Raw genomic sequence first — 24,890 nt, forward strand, 5'->3', positions numbered from 1 at the left:
AATCGTTTGGTCATTCTACTAGTAAGGAGGTGGAGACTGTGAAAAAAACTTTATTAACTCTTGGTATTTGTGGAGTGATTGCTCTTACCGGCTGTAAGGATCAAGATGCTGGAGAAGATATTTATAAAGAAAGTGGAAACACAGTAAATATTAGTGATAGACCTGATCTCTATAACCGTAATCTAGGTGATAATAAACAACAACGTGCTGAAGAGTATGGATATGTTCGTCACCAAAAGAGCCCAGTGCCTGGGGAAAATGTAACTCGTAATCAAGAAATCCTTAGCCTTGACCGAGAAGCTTTAGCCAATACGATTAGTTTAATGGCTATTCAGATTCCTGAAGTCAAAGATTGTGCAACACTCGTTACTGACGAAGAAGTACTAATCGCTTATGAAGCAGACACGAAGGATCGTAAAGCTACGGCTGACCAAGTAAAACGTTCTGCAATGTCCTTTGTTCCAAGATTCTTCCACGTTTATGTTGCGGATGATAAAAAAATGATCCGTGATATCGAGAATTTATCACCATTGGATTCTGATTCTGTCGGTATAGAAAGTACAATTGATGCCACCATTAAAGAAATGCTTCAATACCCTCAAGGATACAGAATCAATAATGATGAGAACGAAAATGGTGAATATGAAAATGGAATGAATGACGATATGGATAGAGACGATATCCATGAGTCAATGGATCAAGGTCAAAATAATAAATAGTGGTATTAAAAAAGAGTGGGAGTTATCCCACTCTTTTTCATTAGGCTTCTAATGCGTCTGTTTGATCTTCACCTAATTTTTGCTTCTGCTTGGCTGCAGCGTTTACCTGTTCATCCGCATGGTAAGAAGAACGAACAAGTGGCCCTGCTTCACAGTGACTAAATCCTTTAGAAATTGCAATTTCTTTTAGTTCCGCAAATTCTTCAGGTCTATAATATTTTTGAACTTTAATATGCTTTTTTGTTGGTTGTAGATACTGACCAATTGTCATGATATCAACATCATGTGCACGAAGATCATCCATAGTTTCAATGATTTCTTCCTTTGTCTCACCTAGACCAATCATGATACTTGATTTAGTAGGGATTTCTGGCTGCATTTCTTTAGATCGTTTTAGAAACTCCAGAGATCTTTCATAAGTTGCACGTGCACGAACCCGTGGAGTCAAACGGCGGACTGTTTCAATGTTATGGTTAAGGATATCGGGTTTTGCATCCATCAGAGTTTTAAGGTTTTCATAAACTCCGCCCATGTCAGAAGGAAGAACTTCAATGGTCGTGAACGGGTTCTTTCTGCGAATTGCTCTTACTGTTTCAGCAAAAACTGCTGAACCGCCATCCTTTAAATCGTCTCTTGCGACAGCCGTTACCACTACATGCTTAAGATTCATTAAACGTACAGAGTCTGCTACTCTTTCTGGTTCTTGCCAATCAAGCTCAGTTGGAAGCCCTGTTTTAACCGCACAGAAGCGACAAGCTCTTGTACAAACATCTCCCAAGATCATAAAAGTGGCTGTTCTTCTGACAGCCCAACACTCATGGATATTTGGGCATCTTGCCTCTTCACATACTGTGTGGAGATTATTTTCTCTCATCAATTTTTTAAGGCCAGTGTAGTTTTCATTTGTATTTAATTTTATTTTTAACCATTCCGGTTTTCTCAAGATTTCATCTCTTTTACCGCGTTCCGAAGACAAAAAAATCAACCCCGTCCTTTTTTTGATTATATGTAAAATGGCTAATCTTAATAAGACTTCATTCCAACTGTCACTTTAACATAGGAAAGAGCCAAACTCAAGAAAAGAAATCTTCCTGAAACCCTATCCAGCATTTCCAATTATTAAATTAATGGAATCGAGTTATTTACCATAAAATAAAGAGGCATTGAACCTTCCGTTGTATAGAAGGATTGAATCAGGAGGAAATTATTGTGAAGTTTATCCGAATCTTAATGATATGTACTCTTATCATGTCTCTATTCTCAAGCCAAACCTCTGCTAGTGAAAATGCTAATGAGGTTTATACCAAGCGAACAGAGCTTTATCTGCAAATTGAAGCAGCAACGTTAATTCCATGGTACTATATAGCAGCTGTAGACCAATATGAGAGAAATATCCGCGCAGTACGAAGAGATCTGCCTAAAGCTGAAGGGTTAACTGGTATTTATTATGAACCCGCTCAATGGGCTGGTTATTTAAATCCTAATCAGGAGGACAGTAACCCCCTTTCTATCTCTTTGTTCGGCGGTGTAGGGATAGATGGAAACAGTGATGGCAAAGCATCTAGAACAGATGATTTTGATATTCTAATGACGATGGCAAAGCATCTGCAATCATATGGTTCAGATGATGAGAACTTGAGAATTGGTTTATGGGATTATTATAAAAGAGATAAAACCGTATCGATTATCATGAACTTTGCAAAAATGTACAGACATTTTGGGAGGCTGAACTTAAACGATCATCACTTCCCAATGCCATTGCGATTCAATCATACTTACCACAACACATGGGGTGATGCTCGTGGTTGGGGTGGCCGTAGAATCCATGAGGGGACCGATATATTTGCTGATTATGGAGTTCCTGTCTTAGCCACTTGTTATGGAGTGGTTGAAATGAAAGGTTGGAACCGTTATGGAGGCTGGCGTGTAGGAATTAGAGACATAAACAATACTTACCATTATTATGCTCATTTAAATGGCTTTGCGAAGGATTTACATGTTGGACAAATTGTCGAACCTGGGACTGTTATTGGAGGCGTTGGAAGCACAGGATACGGGCCACCAGGGACTTCTGGGAAGTTTCCTCCACATTTACACTATGGAATGTATAAAGATAATGGGAGAACAGAGTGGTCGTTTGACCCTTACCCGCATTTAAGACATTGGGAAAGAATAACGAAAAACAAAAGATAAGGACTGTGTGACAATACTCCACACAGTCCTCCTATTTTTAAGATGATTTAGATTTTTTAGCTGCGTGCATTAAGCTTGCAGCTAATCCTCCCCAAATAACTAAAACACCAATCACAGCCATAACAATCGCACTACCACTCATTAGCTAGATACCTCCTTTTTATTCGTTGAAACAGGAATATCAAGCGTGTTCTTTTTCCAAGATTTCATATGTGTGAATAGAATAGCTACACCAATTGCTCCAACAGCTACTGACCATCCGAAGTTAAAGATAAACTCTGTTGGGTAGTTTCCATAGTAACCATTTTCAGTTCCAAATGTACCGACTAGGTTTTGCTTGAACAATCCATGCATCATGTAACCAAGCACAACCGGTGTTACGACACCTAGACAGATTCTCCACCAAGCTCCTAATTTAATATCAGAAACCGCATCAGCATAACTTTGAAGTGGCTTAAGTTGCTTAGCAAACCAAGCAATGAAGATAACTTCAAATAGTCCAGCTAAGGCAACACCAAATTGGTTGATGAAGTAGTCAGCTACATCTAGGAAGTTTAGTCCACCTTGTGTAGCGAATAGAATGGAAACAACGGCTGACAAACCTCCACCGAAAGCAACGGCTTTTGTACGAGATACATTAAACTTCTCTTGTACCGCAGCAACAAACGTTTCCACAATTGAAATGAGAGATGAAAGTCCTGCTAAAACCAATGATCCAAAGAACAGGAATCCAAATAAACCATTAAGTCCTGGAAACTCGTTGATGATTTCAGGAAATACCATAAAGGCTAACCCTACTCCACCAGCAGCAACATCAGCTACTTCTGCATTCGTTGCACTGGCCATAAAACCAAGCGCTGCAAATATCCCAATACCAGCTAATAGTTCAAAAGAAGAGTTACTGAAACCAGTAATAAATGCGTTATTTGTAATATCCGATTTTTTTCCAAGATAACTGGAATACGTAATCATAATCGCAAAAGCAATAGATAAACTGAAGAAAATTTGTCCGTATGCTGCAACCCAAACATCTGGCTCTGCAATCATACTCCAGTTTGGCTTGAAGAATGCATCTAGCCCGTCAATCGCACCTGGAAGTGTTACAGCGCGAATAACTAGAATTAAGAATAAAACAACTAGAGTTGGAATGAAGATTTTGTTTGCAACCTCGATTCCTTTTTTAACCCCTTTGAAAAGGACACCTAATGCAATTACCCATACAAGAATGAGTGGGAAGAACACACCTGGAACGAGTGACCCAACTTCTCCAGCTGCTCCTACTTGTAAATAATCACCAACTAAGAAACCAGTTGGATCATCTCCCCATTTTTGTCCGAATGAGAACCATGCGTATGCCATTGCCCATGCAATAATAACTGCATAGTAAGTTGAAATTACGAATGAAATGGCTACTTGCCACCATCCCATCCACTCGGCACCTTTACTCATCCGAGCGTACGATAATGGTGCTGATCCACGGTACTTATGACCCATAGTGAATTCTAGAATTAGGAGCGGAATACCAGCAGTTAATAATGCAAATAAGTACGGTAAGAAAAATGCTCCTCCTCCATTTTCATAAGCGACGTATGGAAAACGCCAAATGTTTCCTAGTCCTACAGCTGAACCAACAGCCGCAAGAATAAATCCTGCTCTCGTTCCCCACTGGGCACGATTTTCCATGTAAATCCCCCCAACAAATTATTTTCAATAACAAATGTAAACATTCTAATTGTTTGATATTTTCTGAATTTTCTAGTTGTTCTAACGACTAGTATAAACATCTCGTCCCAGTCTGTCAAAGCCATTTTTAGTAAATTTGTCTTACGATTTCATGTAAACGTTTTCTTCCCTCCTTTCTTTCCACAATGTATATTCTGACTATATAAAAAAAGAACAGGCTATCACCTGTTCTTTTCTATATTATGCATTAGACTGCGAGGACTTAGGAAGGAAAAACCAAACCCCTACTAGTAAAACAGCACATGTCGCAAGTCCTAATAAGGTATTACTCGTCAATCCTAATACTAAGAATCCTACAGCGGAAATAGCTCCTGCTAGAAGTACATAAGGAAGCTGAGTTGTGACGTGATCCATATGATTACAGCCTGCTCCCGTAGAAGAAAGAATCGTCGTATCAGAGATTGGTGAACAGTGATCCCCAAGTACCGCACCTGCTAATACTGCAGCAAAAGCAGGAATGAGAATGTCGATACTTGTAACGGCTGCAATCTCACCAGCAATCGGTAAAAGTATACCGAATGAACCCCAACTTGTTCCGGTTGCAAATGCCATTCCACCTGCAATGATAAAAATAATAACCGGAAGGAAGCCAATATTTAAATTCATCTTCTTAAATTCTTCAGCTATGAATTCACCAGTCTGAAGATCACTAATTAAACCAACAATCATCCATGCAAAAACTAAAATATAAATGGCTGGCAACATGGATTTAATCCCTTCGATCGTGACTGGTAGGATTGTGCTACCTTCTACATTTTTCTTTCCAACATGCAAGAAGAAAAGGACAAGAGTAACGGTTAAACCAACTAATCCACCAATAATCAGAGAGAGCGTAACATCTGTATTTTCAAAAATAGTAAAGATATTTGTTGATTGAGCAGCCTGATATCCTGTCCAAAGCATAGCACCTACTGTACCAATAACTAGCCCAATAATCGGGAAAATTAAATCTCTTACTTTGCCTTTTTTATTCTCTGGTAGTTCTTGCTTTACCTCACCAGGAATCTCTTTCTGTGGATCATAAACTTCCCCTGTCTTGATAGCGCGCTGTTCGTGAACCTTCATAGGTCCAAAGTCTGTTTGCTTCGCAACTAAAATAAAAACTAATGCTAATGCCACCCAAACATATAGGTTCATTGGAATTGTCCAGATAAATGCTGAAAATGCCGTATACTGAGTCACTTCATTCGCAGCTAAAATTCCTCCAATTGTGGCAATAATAGAAGCACCCCAGCTAGAAATTGGAGATACCACACAAACAGGAGCTGCCGTTGAATCAATAAGGTATGCTAATTTTGCCCTTGATACTCTATGTCTGTCTGTAATAGGCCGTGAAACTTGACCTACAGCTAAACTGTTAAAGTAGTCATCAATAAAAATAAGAACACCGAAAATAGCTGTTACAAATTGAGCCCCTTTTCTCGTTTTCACTCTTGAAAGAGCCCATTCTCCAAAGGCACGACTACCACCTGAAACCATGATAAAAGCGGTGATAATACCTAGCAAAAGTAAGAATAATAGAATGTAAACATTCCATGTATTCAATTCCCACCCTGTGTCTGTTTGGGATACAAAAACGGAGTAGAAAGATGTCCAAAGAATCGATAGTGATTCTGTTACGACTGAACCAATTCCATCAGTTGCATCCATTGCAAGTAAAATCGCTGCACTGATGATCCCGATTCCTAGGGATAATAATACTCTTCGTGTAATGAGAACCATTACAATCGCCAATAGTGGCGGCAATAAAGAAAAAATGGATTGTGTCATGTGAGTTTCCTCCTCTAAGTTTTTTTAGAGGAACTATAGATGTATGGAAGGTTATAATGAATAGATAAAGAAAGGCAATAAAAAAGAGTAAAGATAGAGAGGATCCATCATTACTCATGATTTAAACATTCTCCATCACGATCTGTAGCTCCCCATTATGAGATTCCCCATAATGACAGTGCAGTCCTTATTCAAGACTACCCCAGCAATAAAGTGGTTGACTCCAGCATTATTACTTCGGCAAAATTACCTTTTGGCTATCTTCTTCGTTGTCATCCTCCAATAGCCTACTTTTTAATTTTGCACCTCTACCCCACCGGATATGATAAGGTGAAATATTTAATTGAACATGTCGTTTTGACACTAAAACGAGCACGTACAAACAATATCAAAAAAGTAGGCTACTATCAAGTGTAATTTTTGGAAGCTGGTTATGGTCCCGTTGGAAGCTCAATGGATGGACCTGCTCCCTCTCTGCCGTTGCTTGGTCCATAAAATTGAGGTACTTCACCAGGATCTGTTGTCCAGCCAATAGGAACAGACTGCTGAATCGCTGTCATTTTCGTTTGAAATGGCATGATGATTTGAATGTTTACCGTGATATCTATATAAACTACATGTGTTGCATTGTTAATCCCATACTCTTGTGTTTCAATTCGCGGATTGGTTTGAACATTCCCAACAGCATGAAATCGAATCGGAATTTTTGGTCCTAAGTTACCAAACAATGCATTATTCGTTGCTTGACCAAGAGGCACTAAGAAAACAATACCTTCGCTAGTCCCTGATTCTTCCAATTCAATTTCTACATCTGTTAATGATTGTAGCGAACTTAAATCTCCACTCTCTGCTCTATTCAGATTTGAATCAATCAAACTCGTTACCTCAGTACCAACGCGATTGATAATCTCCATATTAAATACCTTTGAAGAGTCCCCCTCTACTTGAACAACAACGTCACTTAACTCAATTGAATTAGCAATTTTTTTATTAACAGCTTTTGTAATAACCATGGTTCCAATTTGCTTTGTTTTTACTTCTGCATAACTCATTAAAGTTGGGGTGAGTCCCTTATCGATCAGCCAAAAACTAAAAAATGTTGTGATGATGAAAAATATAAAGGTGATGATAAAGACATGACGTAATGGCAAAGGGCCCTTTTTTGGCTTTTTGACACTAAATTTACGCAAAGACAATCCCCCCTTACAAGCTATCTATATGCTTGATAAGGGGGGATTAGCATTGAAAATTTTATAATCTAACAGGTACAAGGTTTAAGAAGCATCTCCACATGCACTAATGATTAAATCTTTTCTCTCTTTTAGGTCTAGCGAATAAGGCTGTTGAATCGTTACTCCATTCTCTTCAATAATTCGTAGAATAGGTCTTTCACTTAAGCCATAATGATGTCCACTTACGATTCCTTTTTTTCCATCGTTTAAGGTGACTGTAATTCCAATAGGATACACAGCAACTGATTTTCTAAAAGCATTCACAATATCTTTGTCAAATAACTGCCCCGAACCTGAGTACAAGACTTCTAAGCCTTCATGAGGAAGCATAGCGCCACGATATATCCTGTTGGAAGTAACCGCATCGAAAACATCCGCAACAGCTATTATTTTCGCTAGCTTATGAATTTCTTTATCTTTCAGTCCTCTAGGGTATCCAGAACCATCTAAACGTTCATGATGTTGATAGGCACAATGGGCAGCCACTAACGGTACGGTATGAACGTTTCGAAGAATTTGAAAGCCGTTTTCGGAGTGCTTTTTAATTTCTTCAAATTCCTCATCCGTTAATTTACCAGGCTTCATTAGAATTTCTGTCGGAACCGTCATTTTTCCCACATCATGTAGAATGGAACCTAGTCCCAATAATTCTAACTGGCTCTCAGGAAGCTTCATTTCCATCCCAATCGCCAACGAATATAACGTGACATTGAAGGAGTGACTAAAAATATACTCATCGTATACAATCACATCTGTCATTAGGGTAACTACATCACGATTCTCTTTTATATGAGTTAATAAATCCTTTACAACACCTTTAAAAGGTTTGGTTGCTTTCTCAACAACAATATTTGCGTGCCTTTGTTGTCTGCCTGTTAACTCTCTAAAAGTGGATTCAATGGTGCCAGTTGCTTTTCTTCTCATAGCAAATGGGATGACCTCAACTGGTTCAATTCCACTCGAGATGTCATCTTCAATGTAAACATATTTTATATGTAAATCATCTAATCGCTTGATCATTCTAGCCGTAACAGCTACACCTTTATTTAGGAGAATTTTTTCTTTTTCGTTCATTACAGGCTTTGCGAGCTTCATACCTGGTCGCAAAGATTGAACTGATAATAATCTCATATGAAACTCCTATACTAGTAAAGTTTTCTTGTCGTAGAAATATTATCCTTTTTTATTATTATCCTTATTTTCAGTCAATCTTTCAAGGATGAAGTGAAAATAATGTGTTTTTTTGACGAAATGTACGTGAATTTATGACTAAAAACGTACTTTTTCGTGTGATTTGTGAGCTTTGTAACTCTAAACAAATAGAGGCGGCCGTAGCCACCTCAGTATTTTATATCATTTTCAACATGGCATCCTTGCCCTTCATCCCTTTATAAATACCAAGCTTCTCAGCTTCACCTGTCACAGACTCAAGTGGTGCCTCCAGTAGCTCTTCCAGGGTTTTAACTCCTACAGCACGACCTGCGATAATTTTCCGGTCTGCTAATTTCTCACTTAACAGAGCAACGTCTAGTGCCCCACACATTATATATCCCTTATCAGAAGTCACAATAGTTAAATTGGTTTTGGGTAAGGCTACCGTTACCCCTAAAAACGTATGACCCTCAATCACAATAGGTGAAAGGTTCATCATTTTTACATCTCTCCTTCCGTTCATTATCACTGTATGAACGGAATTATCGTCCGGTGAATCCTGATTAAGAAAATGTTCGTTTTAACTTCCACTCCATAACATCACGAATCATATGTGCCATATCAAAGTCTTTCTTCTCAGCACGATAAATTTCAGGAAAGAAATGCCCAAAAGTAAACATGTCGATGGTGGCAATTTTATAAATGCGGTTAGGATCAATTGGCTCGTTATTTAACAAAATTTTCCTCGTTGATGAATCATCTTGAACCGTAATTCCATCAAATAAAAAGATTCCCATTACTTTGCCTCTGAAACCTAATCCCTTTAAAATCCAGTCCATCCATTTTTCCTCTAGCGCCTGTTTAACAACCTCTATCAATTCTTGCCCATCTATCCATACTGTACATGGGTTAATTGGATGTGGGAGGAGTTGATGAATATCAAGTTTCGTTACTGGACCTTTTTCTAAGTCCTTTAAGAAAAGCCCGCAATTTAAAATGGAAGCCTCTGCATCACACCATTCTCTTATTCCTTCAGCTAGTAATTGAGATAGTTTCGTCTCTTGCTCCCAATTGCTTTTCAAAGTATTAGGCAATTGAACTACTTCTTCTTGTAAAAGGGTTTCCCCAAGCTCACGCCAATCCTTAACCCATTTATCGTCCTCTTTTTGAGCAGGCAATTGATTTGAATCATATAATTCGGCTTTCTTAGAAGTTACCGTGTAACCGTCCCAGACCATTTCTACATGGCCAACAAAATTCCCATGCTTACCTGCGCATGCTAGTAAAGTCTGATTCACAAGCTTTCCCTGATCTAAAATATGGTGAGTGTGCCCGCCCATAATAATATCAATGTCAGGAAATCTTCTTGCAATTTCTTCATCTTCATTTATTCCTAAATGCGAGAGAAGAATGAGGATGTCTACGGCACCCTTAATTTCAGAAATCTGTTTTTCAAGTTCCTCAAGCGGTTCCGACAAATGCCAGCCAAGTTCTTGGTAAAACTTCGAAAAAAAGACGGTTAATCCAATAAAACCTATTTTCGTCCCTTGTCTAGTTTCATGTATAGTATAAGGCTTCAGCCATTTTGGTCTTTCTTTATTAGGATAATAAAGATTACTGATCAGCACTTCAAACTTAGCGTCCTTATATAATTGATCCAGTGCTTCAAAGGGCATGGTTATTCCTTCGTTATTGCCGATTGTGGCCATATCCACTTGTACATCATTTAGGAGTTGGATATTTGACTGACCAAATGTGGCTTCGGTATAAGGATGAACACGATCTACGTGATCCCCAATATCCAAAACAAAAACTTCTTCTGAATTTCTCTCATGCTCTGTTCTTTTATTCTTTATAAAGCGATTGATTCTCGGCCATTTATCAAATTGGCTATGTAAATCATTTGTGTGATAAAAGTGGATAACTTCCATCATTCATAACCTCTTTTATTTTTTATATGAAATCATCAAATAAATCTAACTGTCGATCGTGAAGACCTTCGTAATGGAGATTTAATAGCTCTATCATCATTTGTCCATTTTCAGCAGCATCTCCACCCGAATTATTATTGAAAATGACATAAATGTCCTTACTTCTCTCTTGAAGTAGATTGATGTTGGCTTTCCATTCTTCCAGCTCTTCTTGATTATAGCGGTATAAATAGCGTACATCGCGCCAGTTAACGTCTTTTTGCTTTTGCCATCCACTTTCGTTACGGCCATGAAAACGGATCAATGTTTTGTCATGAGTGGTAGATTCTAATATAGTCGGTACAGATCCCATCCCCACTTGAGGCTCATCGCAAATGCTATGAATCCACCCTTCTTTTCTCATAAACTCCAGTGTTCTCTCTTTGAAATCATTTAAAAACCAAGTTTGATTTCTAAATTCTAAAGCAACTGAAATATCACCCATTTGATCCTTACACCATCTCAAATACTGCACATTTTCCTTCGTACAGCCAAACCACGGTGGAAATTGAAATAATACCATGGCTAACTTATTTTGTTGAATATAAGGCCGTATGGACTGTTTAAACACCTGAAACATTTCTTCTTTTGTTGAAAACGGAATATCTCCCCGATTATGACCTGTCATTCCCTGATATGCCTTGACTACAAATTGAAAGGTTTGTGGCGTCTCTTGTACCCATTTCTCGACAGTGGACTCTTTTGTAATAGCGTAAAAAGACGAATCCACCTCTACAATTGGAAAATGGGAAGCATACGTTTTTAACTTATCCTTCTGAGGAGTGCCTCCTTCATACAATCGATCATGGTCTCCCCAGCCTGCAAGACCTATATATATCATATGTAATCACCGATTTTATCATATCATAGTTTGAGGGTGGAAACTTAGGAGCCGGATTTTGTTAAATAAGTCGTTTTTGGAGAAATGGAACGGAAACTAAAGAATGCGTGTCGAATATTCCAGAAAAAGTATGAAACGGAACAGAAACCAAAGATGTGTGCCGGAAATTCCAGAAAAAGTAAGAAACGGAACAAAAACCAAAGAATGTATGCCAAATATTCCAGATTAAGTAAGAAACGGAACAGAAATCAAAGAATGTGTGCCGAATATTCCAGAAAAAGTGAGAAATGGAACAAAAGTTTTGTGATATATTCTTCAGAAGCCCCACCAAGGGCCTCATTCAAAAAAAAACCCCAAACCGCACATTGGCGATTCAGGGGTTTTGCTAACATTTATTATCCGATAGATCCTTCCATTTCGAACTTGATCAAACGGTTCATTTCAACCGCATACTCCATTGGAAGTTCTTTAGTAAATGGCTCGATGAAGCCCATTACGATCATTTCAGTTGCCTCTTCTTCAGAGATTCCACGACTCATCAAGTAGAATAACTGTTCCTCAGATACTTTTGAAACTTTTGCTTCGTGCTCTAAGGAAATGTTATCGTTCAAGATTTCGTTGTATGGAATTGTATCCGAAGTAGATTGGTTATCCATAATTAGCGTGTCACACTCGATGTTTGAACGAGCACCGTGTGCTTTACGCCCGAAGTGAACGATTCCACGGTACGTTACCTTACCACCTTGCTTCGAAATAGACTTCGAAACGATTGTAGAAGATGTATTAGGAGCTAAGTGCATCATTTTCGCTCCAGCATCTTGGTGTTGACCTTTACCAGCAAGTGCGATGGATAATGTCATACCACGAGCACCTTCACCCTTAAGGATCACGGCTGGGTATTTCATTGTTAATTTAGAACCGATGTTACCGTCAATCCATTCCATGGTTGCGTTCGCTTCACAAACGGCACGCTTTGTAACAAGGTTATAGACGTTGTTTGCCCAGTTTTGAATCGTTGTATAACGGCAGTAGCCGCCTTCTTTAACAATAATTTCTACAACCGCACTATGAAGTGAGTTTGTTGTGTAAACAGGCGCTGTACAACCCTCTACATAGTGTACATGAGCTCCTTCATCTACGATAATAAGCGTACGCTCGAATTGACCCATGTTTTCAGAGTTAATACGGAAGTAAGCTTGTAAAGGCGTTTCAACTTTAATTCCTTTTGGTACGTAGATAAATGATCCCCCAGACCAAACGGCTGAGTTTAAAGCTGCAAATTTATTATCTGTTGCTGGGATTACTTTTGCCCAGTGCTCTTTAAAGATATCTTCGTTTTCTTTCAAAGCAGAATCCGTATCTTTAAAGACAATACCCATCTCTTCTAAATCTTCTTTCATGTTGTGGTATACAACTTCAGATTCATATTGAGCAGATACCCCTGCAAGATATTTTTGCTCTGCTTCAGGAATTCCTAATTTATCAAACGTTTGCTTGATTTCATCAGGCACCTCATCCCAAGAACGCTCTGACTTCTCAGATGGTTTTACATAGTACGTGATTTCATCAAAGTTCAAACCGCCAAGATCGCCACCCCATTGTGGCATAGGCATATTATAGAAGTGCTCTAGTGATTTCAGACGGAAATCTAGCATCCACTGAGGTTCTTCTTTCATTTTAGAAATTTCTTCAACGATTTCACGAGTTAGACCACGTTTCGAACGGAAAATCGATACGTCTCTGTCATGAAACCCGTATTTATAATCGCCGATTTCAGGCATTTTTTTAGCCATCCGTCATTCCTCCATTCTTTTGGAAATACACTGGCTTATTCCTTTAAACCCTTTTCCATGGCTTTCCACGAAAGTGTTGCACATTTAATACGAGCAGGGAATTTAGCCACTCCTTGTAAGGCTTCAATATCACCTAAATCAATATCATCATCATACTCTTTCCCTTGCATCATATCAGAAAAGATTTTGGATAGTTTTAACGCTGTCTCAATATCTTTGCCTTTAATCGTTTGGGTCATCATAGATGCCGATGCCATTGAAATGGAACAGCCTTCACCTTCAAACTTAGCATCCTTTACAACGCCATCTTCCACCTTCATCGTTAGGTTAATTCTGTCACCACACGTAGGATTGTTCATGTCGATTGTAAAGGTACCATCTTCAAGCTTCCCCTTATTTCTAGGGTTTTTATAGTGATCCATGATTACTTGTCGGTATAAAGTATCAAGGTTATTAAAAGACATCAGAAAAATACTCCTTTGTTTTAACAAGTCCTTTTACCAATTTGTCGATATCATCGGTAGTGTTGTATAGGTAAAAGCTTGCCCGAGCAGTAGCTGAAACATTCAGCCACTTCATTAACGGTTGGGCACAATGGTGTCCTGCGCGAACAGCAATCCCTTCTGCATCCAGAACCGTTGCTACGTCATGAGGGTGAACCCCTTCAATATTAAACGTTACAAGACCTGCCCGATTCATTGGATCGTTTGGTCCGAATACAGTAATTCCTTCTATTTCTGCCATTCTATGCAAAGCGTATTCCGCCAGTTTGTGCTCATGAGCTTCAATATTCTCAAGGCCAACTTCCTCAAGAAAATCTATTGCCGCTCCAAGTCCAATGGCACCTGCAATAATAGGTGTACCACCTTCGAATTTCCAAGGAAGCTCTTTCCAAGTTGAATCATGCAAACCTACAAAGTCAATCATTTCTCCACCAAATTCAACAGGTTCCATGTTCTCGAGCAAGTGTTTTTTACCGTATAAAACCCCGACTCCAGTTGGACCACACATTTTGTGAGATGAAAAGGCAAAGAAATCAACATCTAAATCTTGGACATCCACTCGGATATGTGGGGTACTTTGAGCACCATCCACCACCATAATGGCACCATGGCTGTGTGCAATCTTGGCTACCTCTTTAATTGGGTTAATCGTACCCAATACATTTGAAACGTGTGCCATTGAGACAATCTTCGTATTCGAAGTAACCGTTTCTTCCACTTTCTCTATAGAGATAGTTCCATCTTCTTCAAGTGGAATGTATTTGAGTGTAGCTCCTGTTTTTTTTGCAACCTGCTGCCACGGAATAATATTACTGTGATGTTCCATGTAGGTGATGACAATTTCATCACCCTCATTTAGATTTTCTCTTGCATAGCTTGATGCAACCATGTTCAAAGCCGTTGTAGTACCTCTAGTGAAGATGACTTCTTCTGTTGAGGCTGCATTGATAAATGCACGAACTTTTTCACGAGCTCCTTCGTAACCATCGGTAGCTTTCGTCCCTAATGTATGGACTCCCCTATGGACGTTTGAGTTGTACCCTCGGTAATACTCGTCTAATGCTTTAATAACAGAAAGTGGCTTCTGGGATGTTGCTGCACTATCTAGATATACTAAAGGGTTACCATTTACCTCTTGATGTAAGATTGGAAAAAGCTGACGAACATCTTGCATAGAAATAGTCATTCTATTGCACTTTCCTTTCAATAACTTCCATTAGTTGTTTCTTCACTTCTTCAATTGGAAGTTCATTTACAACAGGAGCTAAGAAACCATAAATGATAAGTTTTTCCGCTTCTTTTTGACTAATTCCACGGCTCATGAGGTAATAAAGTTGAATTGGATCAACTCTTCCTACTGAAGCGGCGTGACCGGCTGTTACGTCATCTTCATCAATAAGTAGAATTGGGTTGGCATCCCCACGTGCTTTTTCACTTAGCATTAAGACACGGGATTCTTGTTCTGCATTGGACTTTGATGCTCCATGTTCAATTTTACCGATACCATTGAAGATAGAAGAAGCTTCATCCTTCATAACACCATGTTTTAGAATATAGCCTTCAGAGTTTCTACCGAAGTGTACCACTTTAGTTGTGAAGTTTTGGGTCTGTTTTCCTCGACCTACTACAACTGATTTTGTATCACCGTAAGATCCATCACCAATTAGGTTTGTAACATTTTCAGAGATTGTGTTTCCATCGTTCATGAAACCAAGAGCCCATTCAATCTTAGAGTCTTTCCCAGCAACTCCACGACGATTGATATAAGCTGTTGTACCACTTGCTAAGTTATCTACCGCACCATATGTGATACGAGCATTGGTATTTGCAATAACCTCAGAAACGATGTTGATGATTGCATCTGTTTCTGCTAATGGAGAAATATAGTTTTCAACATAAGTAACAGAAGAATGATCGTCTGCCACCACGATAACATGGTTAAACAGTGATACATTTTCATCATCGTGAATGTAAACAGCTTGAATTGGTTCTTTCACTTCTACATTTTTCGGAACATATAGGAAAGCTCCACCATTTAAGAAGGCAGCGTGTAAAGCAGTTAGCTTGTGCTCATCAACGTTTACACCATTCACCATGAAATATTTCTTTAATAAATCGCCATGTTCTTTAGCAGCTGTAAAAATATCTGTGAACACAACACCTTGCTCTTTTAATTCTGGTGAAAGAGCAATATATGCTGCATGATTATTCTTTTGAACATATAAGTTCTTTTGTTCTTCCAGGTTAATCAATGATTTAGCAACCTCAGGTAGCTCCTCAAGGTTTTGGAACCCTTGATTACTAGCTGAATGCTCTTTAAATTCAGTGAAGTTCCATTTATCTATTTTTGTTTTATCTGGTCTTGGAAGTGGAAGAGATTCACTAAGTTCTAATCCCTTTAAACGCATTTCCAAAAGCCAATTAGGTTCTTGTTGGTTCGCTGAAAAACTGCGAATATACTCTGCATCAAAACGTTTCGTATCCAACGTCATTTCAATCCTCCTAGATTTACGCTTCTTGTCCTACCGTTTCATCCTCAATACCAAGTTCTTGTTTAATCCAGTCATATCCTTCCGCCTCAAGACGTTGAGCTAATTCAGGACCTCCGGATTTTACAACGCGCCCTTGCATCATTACATGTACGTAATCAGGAGTGATGTAGTTTAGTAAACGTTGATAGTGAGTAATGATTAGGCAACCAAAATCTTCGCCTCTCATTTTGTTAATACCTTTTGACACGACTTTTAAGGCATCAATATCTAGTCCAGAGTCAATCTCGTCAAGAATCGCAATCTTCGGCTCAATCATCATTAACTGAAGAATTTCGTTACGTTTCTTTTCTCCACCAGAAAACCCTTCATTTAGATAGCGTTGAGCCATATCTGGATCCATTTCTAGGTATTCCATTGTTTCATCCATTTGGCGAATAAATTTCATTAAAGAAATCTCATCGCCTTCTTCACGACGAGCGTTGATAGCCGAACGTAAGAAATCAGCATTTGTTACTCCGCTAATTTCACTTGGATATTGCATAGCTAGAAATAGCCCAACTTGAGCTCTCTCGTCAACTTCCATTTCTAGGACATTTTCTCCATCAAATTCGATAGAGCCTTTTGTTACTTCATATTTTGGGTGTCCCATAATTGCTGAAGATAATGTAGATTTACCAGTACCGTTTGGTCCCATGATGGCATGAATTTCTCCACCTTTGATCTCAAGGTTTACTCCTTTTAAGATCTCTTTTCCATCAATTTCTACATGTAAATCCTTAATTGTTAAAGTAGAACCAGCCATGTAAAATATACCTCCGTTTTTATCTTTCCTATGTTCAATATCTATCCCCTAGAGAGGATAGTAAAAGGAACAATTCTCAGTTTATTCTCATTACAATCTTATAACAAATCCAAAGTGTTAGCAACCGTTATACCTATAAGCCTTTACTCTCCACACTTTAACATAAAATGATAGTAAAGTCTTGTTGATTTAAGTAACCCAATTCCTGAAAATTTCCCATTTTTAATGTTTCCAAAAACGAGAAAAAACCAGCCTCTTAATTTGTTGGCTGGTTTCCAATGTTTAACTGAATTACTTCTTATATATAATCTCACCTATGAGAAAAGCTTACGATCATGTTCCATTACAATTCGTTGACTCTGAATATAATCTTTTTCACGTTTTCTTTCAACTTTCATTCTAATTTCATGTTTTTGAGAGTACACTTCATAACCAATTCCATGTGCTTGTTGCATTGCTTTTTCCATATCCGTAGTAACCTTCATATTAAGAGGTTGGATAATGAATCAATCCTTTCAGGTTTTAAAATTTAATACAGTACCTACAATACACTCCTCTTTCCAATCACACAAACGCTATAATCACTCACATAAAACGGTGACCCTTCAAATACCCCACTCAGGTGATTTCAACTCACCTATTCTTACAATTCTGCTAATATGCTCTCTATCAGAACCGATTCGGCAAATAATGACATAAAAAGAAGCTCCCACCTAAGGAGCTTCTATCATTATTGCTTAAGCTGATTCAATTCCTGTACAGCCTGTTGGACTAAAGTAACACCTTGACTCAAAGCTGCTCCCCCACCAAAAGCTGCACAAACGCCAACTGCCTCTAAAATTTCATCTTCAGAGCAACCTTGGTCGAGACACCCTTTAGTATGGTAAATAATGCAATACTCATCTTGAGAATACAGACTAATCCCTAAAGCAATTAGTTGCTTTTCTTTCTTTGTCAGTGTACCTTCTTGAAAACAAGTTTCCGTAAACTGATTAAATCTATGGACAAGCTCTGGCATTTTTTCATTAAAAGCACCCATTCCGACCTTGTATGCGTGAAGGGAATCGGTTACTGGATGGCTGTGATTAAAATGTTCATGTTCCATATTTCTTCACCTCAATTTGCAATTTTCTTGGATAGTATCTTTCAGGGTGAGCGAATATATTCAAAGGCTGTTCCGAAATTTTATATCGTTGGACTTATTGGCCAGGAATAACGAAACGTTTGTCCGCTACACCCCCGAAAACCGGCATTTTCATTAAAATAGCGGTTCCTGAGTCCGCTTGTTAATTTAAACGGACTTAGGTTCCGTTATTTCCCCCAAAAAACATACATTCAGTAGTTTCGCGGACAGAGAATCCGCTATTTCCTTATTTTCAGCCGAAAAATACATTTATACGGTCGAATAACGGAACGTGTGTCCGCTTCACACCCAAAAACCGGCATTTTCAATAAAATAGCGCATCCTGTGTCCGCTTGGTAATTTAAACGGACTTAGGTTCCGTTATTTGCCCCCAAAAGCATATTTTCAGAAATTTCGCGGACAGAGGATCCGCTATTTGCCTATTTTTAGACGAAAAATACCACTAAACGATCAAATAACGGAACGTGTGTCCGCTTGGCCTCGTATCATCAAAATCACAAAAAAACCCCCACCCTCATCTGAGGATAGGAGTTTCTCATTAGAAATTATTCACCTGCTACCGGGACAACAGCACCTTCATATTCTTCTAAAATAAAGTTTTGAATCTCTTCAGAACGAAGAACTTCAATTAACGCTTGGATTGCTTCAGAGTTTTCATCACCTTTACGTACCGCAATAACATTTACATATGGAGATTGTTCGTTTTCTAATGCAATAGCATCTTCAACAGGGTTGATTCCATTATCAATTGCATAGTTAGAGTTAATTAAAACGGCATCTCCTTCTCCACTTTGGTACAACTGCGGAAGAAGTGCAGCTTCATAGTCATATTCAAACTCCAAGTTTTTATCGTTTTCAATAATATCTTTAATCTCTGCTTTTGTTTTTTCTACTTCAGGATCAAGTTTAATAAGGCCTTCGTTTTCAAGCATTGATAAAATACGACCGTGGTCTGGAATTGAGTTACTCATTAAAATAACAGCACCATCTGGTAGGTCTTGAAGGCTTTCGTGCTTTTGAGAGTAAACTCCGATTGGTTCGATGTGTATGCCTCCAGCATTTACAAACCCATAACCATGCTCTTCCATTTGAGCTTCTAAATAAGGAATGTGTTGGAAATAGTTGGCATCTAATGTTCCGTTATCTAAATCTTGGTTTGGAAAAATGTAATCTGTATATTCTTCAATTTCTAATTCAATACCTTTTTCAGCAAGAAGTGGTTGTGCTTGCTCTAGGATTTCAGCATGAGGTACGTTAGATGCACCTACGACCAAAGTTGTCTTTTCCCCTTCGTTTGCTGCTTCATTATTTTCATCTGCTGTTTCATTTGTAGCAGCACCATTTCCTTGTGCACCTTCGTCATCTGCAGTACCACATGCAGCTAACACAAGGGCAAAAGTAGCAATAAGTAAAAGTGTAAGCCATTTTTTCATTTCTTCTGTCTCTCCTATCTTTTGTCTAAAAGTTTTGTTATGTTATCTCCAATAAATTGGATGATAAATACGATAATGAGTACTAGTATGGTAGCCATTAAAGTCACATCTTCTCTACTTCGCTGGAAACCATCCAAATAAGCTAGGGTACCAAGACCACCAGCTCCAATAACACCTGCCATAGCTGTATATCCAACTAGTGCAATAGCTGTAACCGTAATACCTGAAACGAGTGCTGGCATGGATTCTGGTAATAGCACCTTCCATATAATGGTGCTTGTTTTAGCCCCCATAGCCCTCGCAGCTTCTATTACACCCTTATCAATTTCTCTAAAGGCAATTTCCACCATTCTTGCATAAAATGGTGCCGCTCCAACAATTAGAGATGGTAATGCTGCATTGGGTCCACGGACGGTTCCCATTAAAAACTTTGTAAATCCAAGTAATAAAACAATCAAAATAATAAACGGAATGGACCTGAATATATTAACCACTGCAGATGTAGCAACATTTGCTAATTTGTTCTCCCATAGATTCCCTTTGGAAGATAGAAATAGTAGTAATCCTAATAAAATTCCAAATACGAGCGTAAACACGACAGAAACACCTGTCATATATAATGTTTCCTCAGTAGCAACCCACATATCTTCCCAATCAACATTTGGAAACCAAGTACTAAGCATTCGCTAACACCTCCGTCCCCACTTGTTGAGCTTTTAGAAATTCGAGTACTTTTTGAACTTCTTCTTCCTGACCATTCAAATGAACAAATAAAGAACCGTAGGACCCATTTTGGGTATGTGAAATTTTCCCTTGCAATATGTTCACTGTGACTGGAAAATCACGGATAATAGAAGTAATAATTGGCTTCTCCGCATTTTCACCAACAAATGAAAGCTTCACAATTTTCCCCTCTGAATAGCGTTCTAGCAAATGTTCAATCGTTTCTTTAGTTTCTTCTGGTTCTGTCACCTGTTGCACAAATCGCTTTGTTACCTGTTGCTTTGGATTTTTAAATACATCTAGAACAGAACCTAACTCAACCACTTTTCCAGATTCCATCACTGCTACACGGTGACAGATTTTTTGAATAACATGCATTTCATGTGTGATCAAAACGATGGTTAAACCTAACTTTTCGTTAATGCTCACTAAAAGTTCCAAAATGGAGTCGGTTGTCTGCGGGTCTAGTGCAGATGTTGCTTCATCACAAAGTAGCACTTGCGGATCATTTGCTAATGCACGAGCAATCCCAACGCGTTGCTTTTGTCCTCCGCTTAATTGAGATGGATACGCCTTCTCTCTTCCTTCAAGTCCAACCAATTTAATGAGCTCTTTCACTTTTTGAGCTCGCTCTTTTTTCGGAATACCTGCAATTTCTAATGGAAAAGCTATATTATCAAACACAGTTCTAGACCAAAGTAGGTTGAAATGCTGAAAAATCATTCCGATCTTTTGTCTAGCCTGGCGAAGATTCTTTCCTTTAATAGCCGAGATGGTGTGCTTGCCTACTTGAATCGATCCGTCTGTTGGTTTTTCTAAACCGTTCAACATACGAAGGAGCGTACTTTTTCCAGCCCCACTGTATCCAATTACACCAAATATCTCGCCGTCTTGAATATCTAATTGAACATCATCAACAGCTAGTAGCGTTCCCTGTTTCGATTTAAAACGCTTAGTCACTTTTTGAATGGAAATCATAAAGCTCCCCCTCTCTATCCTAGTATTCATATAAAAATAGTCCGTTTAGTAGTCAAAATGAGTATAAATTTTTTCCAAAAGAGAGATAAAGAAAACAAATAAAAAAACCTTTCCGGCACGCAAATGAGCAGAAAGGTTTACATATTGTAAGAATCCTTTCCCTCATCTTTCAAAGCACACTGCTTTGCGTGAATTGGCACCATTTCAATTGTAATTGACGGTTGCCGGGTTTCATCGGGCACTTCCCTCCACCTCTCTCGATAAGAGAACGACTATTCAATTTAAGTATATAAATTAACGCTATAACTTAATAACGATTTAATGCATCAAAGAATACGAGATTCATAGTATCATGGTGAATTTTTTCTGTCAATCAAAAATACGTTAAAAAATCATGGTTTATTTAACCAGCATAATGATTCAAATAACAGCAATGTCCGATATTTACCCTTAACTGTAATCTCTTTTTGCTTGAATAATTGTTGCATCATTTCCGCACCAGACAAAAGTCTATAAATGGATCTTTCATCTCCATGGACTGAAAAATCCGGCTGTACAAAAGAATCCTCCGTACCTTTACATTTATCCTTAGAGAGAACAAAGTGAACGGTTTCTTTCTCACTTTCAATAGATACAAATGTTTCATAGGCTGGTATTAGTAATTGCAAGTCTGGTCGGTTTTCTAGCCGTTCTAACCATGAAAAAACTCTTTCTTTCATTTTAGACCACTCCCCCATAAATCTTCCGAACCATTCGTTTCGTATATAAAGATTTCGATTTGGAGAGAGAAATGTCCTTTTATTAACGTTCGACAAGTTATCCTGCTGTTTTACTTGCTTCGACTTTTGTTTGACTGACTGTTAATTTTTCAAAAAATTTGCTTCTAAACATAATAAAGAAATAAACAGACCCTATTAAATAGAGACCGGCAGTAATGGTAAAGACGGTTGCATATCCCCAATATGCACCGTAATGAATCACGATACCAGTAGAAACAGGACCCATAACCGCCCACCCCAACTGAAATACCATTTGGTTAACCGAGTTAGCCAGTCCCTTCATTTCATTATCAACTCGACTCATGATTAAGGACGTTTGAATGGGGTTCCCAGCATTCATTAAGGCCTGCCGGAATAAAAATCCTAATGCCGCCAGCCATAGTTGTTGTGTATAAGCTGTTAGTAGCAAAAATGGTAAAGAAGCTAATTGAAGAAAGACGACAGCTCTAACTTCACCTACTCTTTTCACCACTAGTGGTCCGATAAACATAGCAACTGCTGTGGCAGCCTGACCACCAGAAATAATTAAGCCCACCATTGAAGTACTCGCTTCAAATCGATCCGCAAAATATAAATTTAAATATGGAATGACTAAGCCTGCACCAAACCCAATAAGAAGCTGGGCAAAAGCAAACAATCCGATTAGGATTAAACTGTTTTTCTTTTCCTTCCAAGTATGTAGAGCAGGAAGTCGTTTCTTTACAGAAGGACTCTTCTTTTCTTTTGGTGCTTCTTTCAAGAAAAATAAAGGAATAATACCGGCCATAAATATGGCACTACCAAATATTAAGGTCCAACGAATCGCTAAAAGTTCTGTTGTAAAAAGGGAAAGGAGATCGGTTAGACCACCTCCGATTAGATTTCCAATTACATTAGCCCCTGTCATTACAGCAAAGTGGAAGCTAAATAAATGAACTCTTTGTTTGGCAGTAGAATTTTCCGCTAACCAAGGAACAATTGAAACCTGAACAAATGCCATGAAAGCACCTGTTAGAAAAGCAAAGAGTAGTAACAAGCTTTCATCTTGAAACACTCCTCTAAAAAGGAGGGTGAGCGCAACTAGAATTGAGCCAAATATCATGACCTTCTTTCGACTCGTTCGGTCACTCATAATCCCCGCAGGAATTAAAACAATCGCAGTGGCTAAAGAAGTGAATGCAATAATTTCCCCATTCGTCTGTTCACTGTACCCTAGCTCACGCACATAAAAGTTATAAATAACCAGGAATACACCCATCCCAATTTGAGCCAAAATGTTAGCTAATTGAGCTAGTTTTACATTGCGGTGATATCCTTTATATTGATTAACCCATTCATTTATAAATGCCATAGTAAAATTTCGCCTCTCGAATTTTCGATACTCTAAATAAATAATAGAAACTTCAACCATGAAAGTAAATGGGCAAATCAATAATTCTGCAATTGTAATCTTTCTGATGATTTTGACATTGGGGGCTTTTTTGCTCAGGGGGATCCAAAGGATTAAAATAATACGCTGTTTTCGTAAAGATTGTTTTATTGCAAATGTTATTATACCGCAGTTGATTGGAGTGGAAGGTGCTTGACTCCTGCGGGAAAAGAGGGACAAGGGAGACCCCGCAGGAGCGCAAGCGACGAGGAGGCTCCCGGACCGCCCGCGGAAAGCAAGCACCTGCAACGGAAATCAACACCCTTTGTTCATAGAGTCAACACTGTCAAAAGCAACAAAGATACGAAAACAGCTAAATAATAAAACCGGTTCCCCTATTTAGGTTACCGGTTAAAGGTTTTCATTTTTTCTAGCAAGTGAGGCACGGATTGAAAGGCATATAATTTTTGGTGAATGGTTTTGTCTTTAATAAAAACCAAACATGGTACACTTTCAATCTCAGCTAGTTCTGCAAACTCTGGTATATAGTTGATATCTGTTTTTCCGATCGACATGGAAGGGTCTAACTCATCAATGACAGTAAGCATTTTTTCTGCAAGGTGACAAGTTCCACACATGGGTGTATACAGATATAGAAAATAAGGTCTCTCCCTCTCCATTAGAACGGAGGCTTCTTCTCTCGTTAATTGTTCCATTACTCTAACATCCCTTAACAATATAAATAGCCGCACTTACTTTAATATGCGTCGATATCTACATCGATGTTAGCATGTAATAAAATAGATGCCAAGTGATGTCTCGGTGCATTAGCTACTTCTTTGTACATTCGATCAATATATAAGTGCTCCGCCTCTGGGAACTCACGTTTAAATAAACCTCTAAGCTTTTCACCTGCATCATCTGCATCCACTAGGATATAAACTTCTTTATCATATAAGGTATCAACTAGTTCATCTAATTTGCTAATACTTAAAGTTCCATTTGTACAAATGATTTCAAGCGGTTCCTTTAAAATGGATTCAACCTTTCTTTTATCCGTGGTCCCTTCCACTATTAACACCTTTGTCTGTTCTTCCTCCCACATGACCATCACCTTTTCAGAAAGTACTTATAAATTTGGAAAATATCCTGTTTAGATAGTAATATGTGAATTTTATCATGTTGTTTTATAGTTTAGCCGATTTTTCTGACAATTTATTAAAAATAGGAATAGTGATGTAGATAAGTGCAAAAAGGAAAGCGATTTATGCTTTC

General features: G+C 38.4%; 25 protein-coding genes and 2 riboswitches. Of the genes, 2 read left to right on the forward strand and 23 right to left on the reverse strand.

What is annotated here, in order from left to right:
* The first annotated feature begins 38 nt into the window (after positions 1–38).
* Positions 39–719 carry a YhcN/YlaJ family sporulation lipoprotein gene (locus ABDZ91_RS08570; RefSeq protein WP_343798083.1) on the forward strand — a complete coding sequence of 227 codons (681 nt, stop codon included), beginning with the start codon at positions 39–41 and terminating at the stop codon, positions 717–719.
* Positions 720–759: 40 nt separating this feature from the next.
* On the opposite strand, the gene lipA is transcribed toward ABDZ91_RS08570, so the two are convergent.
* Complete coding sequence (lipA, locus tag ABDZ91_RS08575) at positions 760–1,695, reverse strand: lipoyl synthase (RefSeq protein ID WP_343798084.1); 936 nt, start codon at positions 1,693–1,695, stop codon at positions 760–762.
* 242 nt (positions 1,696–1,937) lie between these two features.
* On the opposite strand from lipA, the gene ABDZ91_RS08580 reads away from it, so the two are divergent.
* Positions 1,938–2,912 carry a M23 family metallopeptidase gene (locus tag ABDZ91_RS08580; RefSeq protein ID WP_425541810.1) on the forward strand — a complete coding sequence of 325 codons (975 nt, stop codon included), beginning with the start codon at positions 1,938–1,940 and terminating at the stop codon, positions 2,910–2,912.
* A 37-nt stretch (positions 2,913–2,949) separates the two neighbouring features.
* Here ABDZ91_RS08580 and ABDZ91_RS08585 read toward each other — a convergent pair whose 3' ends face one another.
* From ABDZ91_RS08585 to ABDZ91_RS08690, 22 genes are all read right to left on the reverse strand, one after another.
* A complete protein-coding gene (locus ABDZ91_RS08585) occupies positions 2,950–3,054 on the reverse strand; it encodes a methionine/alanine import family NSS transporter small subunit (protein ID WP_343798086.1) in 105 nt (34 codons plus the stop codon).
* Entirely contained in the window at positions 3,054–4,595 is a 1,542-nt protein-coding gene (locus tag ABDZ91_RS08590) for a sodium-dependent transporter (protein ID WP_343798088.1), read from the reverse strand. The genes ABDZ91_RS08585 and ABDZ91_RS08590 overlap by 1 nt, the downstream gene beginning before the upstream one ends.
* Before the next feature lie 240 nt (positions 4,596–4,835).
* Entirely contained in the window at positions 4,836–6,425 is a 1,590-nt protein-coding gene (locus tag ABDZ91_RS08595; protein WP_343798090.1) for a Na+/H+ antiporter NhaC family protein, read from the reverse strand.
* A gap of 137 nt (positions 6,426–6,562) precedes the next feature.
* Positions 6,563–6,744: riboswitch (Lysine riboswitch) on the reverse strand.
* 112 nt (positions 6,745–6,856) lie between these two features.
* The gene (gene yunB, locus ABDZ91_RS08600; RefSeq protein WP_343798092.1) at positions 6,857–7,615 is read right to left on the reverse strand and encodes a sporulation protein YunB; all 759 of its coding nucleotides are present in this window, start codon (positions 7,613–7,615) and stop codon (positions 6,857–6,859) included.
* A gap of 84 nt (positions 7,616–7,699) precedes the next feature.
* On the reverse strand, positions 7,700–8,788 hold the full coding sequence (locus ABDZ91_RS08605; protein ID WP_343798094.1) for an HD-GYP domain-containing protein: 1,089 nt from the start codon (positions 8,786–8,788) through the stop codon (positions 7,700–7,702).
* A 217-nt stretch (positions 8,789–9,005) separates the two neighbouring features.
* On the reverse strand, positions 9,006–9,308 hold the full coding sequence (locus tag ABDZ91_RS08610) for a YunC family protein (RefSeq protein WP_343798096.1): 303 nt from the start codon (positions 9,306–9,308) through the stop codon (positions 9,006–9,008).
* A 64-nt stretch (positions 9,309–9,372) separates the two neighbouring features.
* On the reverse strand, positions 9,373–10,743 hold the full coding sequence (locus ABDZ91_RS08615) for a bifunctional metallophosphatase/5'-nucleotidase (protein ID WP_343798098.1): 1,371 nt from the start codon (positions 10,741–10,743) through the stop codon (positions 9,373–9,375).
* A 19-nt stretch (positions 10,744–10,762) separates the two neighbouring features.
* On the reverse strand, positions 10,763–11,620 hold the full coding sequence (locus ABDZ91_RS08620) for a DUF72 domain-containing protein (RefSeq protein WP_343798100.1): 858 nt from the start codon (positions 11,618–11,620) through the stop codon (positions 10,763–10,765).
* Positions 11,621–12,015: 395 nt separating this feature from the next.
* A complete protein-coding gene (sufB, locus tag ABDZ91_RS08625; RefSeq protein WP_343798102.1) occupies positions 12,016–13,413 on the reverse strand; it encodes a Fe-S cluster assembly protein SufB in 1,398 nt (465 codons plus the stop codon).
* A gap of 35 nt (positions 13,414–13,448) precedes the next feature.
* On the reverse strand, positions 13,449–13,877 hold the full coding sequence (sufU, locus tag ABDZ91_RS08630) for a Fe-S cluster assembly sulfur transfer protein SufU (protein ID WP_343798104.1): 429 nt from the start codon (positions 13,875–13,877) through the stop codon (positions 13,449–13,451).
* Positions 13,867–15,090: a cysteine desulfurase gene (locus ABDZ91_RS08635; RefSeq protein WP_425541811.1), complete on the reverse strand. Its 1,224-nt coding sequence runs from the start codon at positions 15,088–15,090 to the stop codon at positions 13,867–13,869. Before ABDZ91_RS08635 ends, sufU begins: the two co-directional genes overlap by 11 nt.
* Before the next feature lie 13 nt (positions 15,091–15,103).
* Positions 15,104–16,408 carry a Fe-S cluster assembly protein SufD gene (gene sufD / locus ABDZ91_RS08640; protein WP_343798106.1) on the reverse strand — a complete coding sequence of 435 codons (1,305 nt, stop codon included), beginning with the start codon at positions 16,406–16,408 and terminating at the stop codon, positions 15,104–15,106.
* Between the two features lie 16 nt (positions 16,409–16,424).
* Positions 16,425–17,210 (reverse strand): Fe-S cluster assembly ATPase SufC, encoded by a 786-nt coding sequence (gene sufC, locus ABDZ91_RS08645; protein ID WP_343798108.1) that lies wholly within the window; start codon positions 17,208–17,210, stop codon positions 16,425–16,427.
* A gap of 314 nt (positions 17,211–17,524) precedes the next feature.
* Positions 17,525–17,677 (reverse strand): YuzK family famiily protein, encoded by a 153-nt coding sequence (locus tag ABDZ91_RS08650; protein ID WP_343798110.1) that lies wholly within the window; start codon positions 17,675–17,677, stop codon positions 17,525–17,527.
* 263 nt (positions 17,678–17,940) lie between these two features.
* Positions 17,941–18,315 (reverse strand): carboxymuconolactone decarboxylase family protein, encoded by a 375-nt coding sequence (locus ABDZ91_RS08655; protein WP_343798112.1) that lies wholly within the window; start codon positions 18,313–18,315, stop codon positions 17,941–17,943.
* Between the two features lie 584 nt (positions 18,316–18,899).
* Entirely contained in the window at positions 18,900–19,787 is an 888-nt protein-coding gene (locus ABDZ91_RS08660) for a MetQ/NlpA family ABC transporter substrate-binding protein (RefSeq protein ID WP_343798114.1), read from the reverse strand.
* 14 nt (positions 19,788–19,801) lie between these two features.
* A complete protein-coding gene (locus ABDZ91_RS08665) occupies positions 19,802–20,470 on the reverse strand; it encodes a methionine ABC transporter permease (protein WP_343798117.1) in 669 nt (222 codons plus the stop codon).
* On the reverse strand, positions 20,463–21,488 hold the full coding sequence (locus ABDZ91_RS08670) for a methionine ABC transporter ATP-binding protein (RefSeq protein WP_343798119.1): 1,026 nt from the start codon (positions 21,486–21,488) through the stop codon (positions 20,463–20,465). The genes ABDZ91_RS08665 and ABDZ91_RS08670 overlap by 8 nt, the downstream gene beginning before the upstream one ends.
* Positions 21,489–21,647: 159 nt before the next feature.
* A riboswitch (SAM riboswitch) is annotated at positions 21,648–21,755 on the reverse strand.
* Positions 21,756–21,880: 125 nt separating this feature from the next.
* Positions 21,881–22,207: an SCP2 sterol-binding domain-containing protein gene (locus tag ABDZ91_RS08675; RefSeq protein WP_343798122.1), complete on the reverse strand. Its 327-nt coding sequence runs from the start codon at positions 22,205–22,207 to the stop codon at positions 21,881–21,883.
* 97 nt (positions 22,208–22,304) lie between these two features.
* Positions 22,305–23,597 carry an MFS transporter gene (locus ABDZ91_RS08680; protein WP_343798124.1) on the reverse strand — a complete coding sequence of 431 codons (1,293 nt, stop codon included), beginning with the start codon at positions 23,595–23,597 and terminating at the stop codon, positions 22,305–22,307.
* A 422-nt stretch (positions 23,598–24,019) separates the two neighbouring features.
* Positions 24,020–24,331, reverse strand: a complete 312-nt coding sequence (locus ABDZ91_RS08685) for a thioredoxin family protein (protein WP_343798126.1) — start codon at positions 24,329–24,331, stop codon at positions 24,020–24,022.
* Positions 24,332–24,372: 41 nt separating this feature from the next.
* On the reverse strand, positions 24,373–24,720 hold the full coding sequence (locus ABDZ91_RS08690) for a toprim domain-containing protein (RefSeq protein WP_343798128.1): 348 nt from the start codon (positions 24,718–24,720) through the stop codon (positions 24,373–24,375).
* Positions 24,721–24,890: the final 170 nt, after the last annotated feature.

Origin of the sequence: Bacillus carboniphilus (genome assembly GCF_039522365.1) — a bacterium.
Lineage (GTDB): Bacteria > Bacillota > Bacilli > Bacillales > JC228 > Bacillus_BF > Bacillus_BF carboniphilus.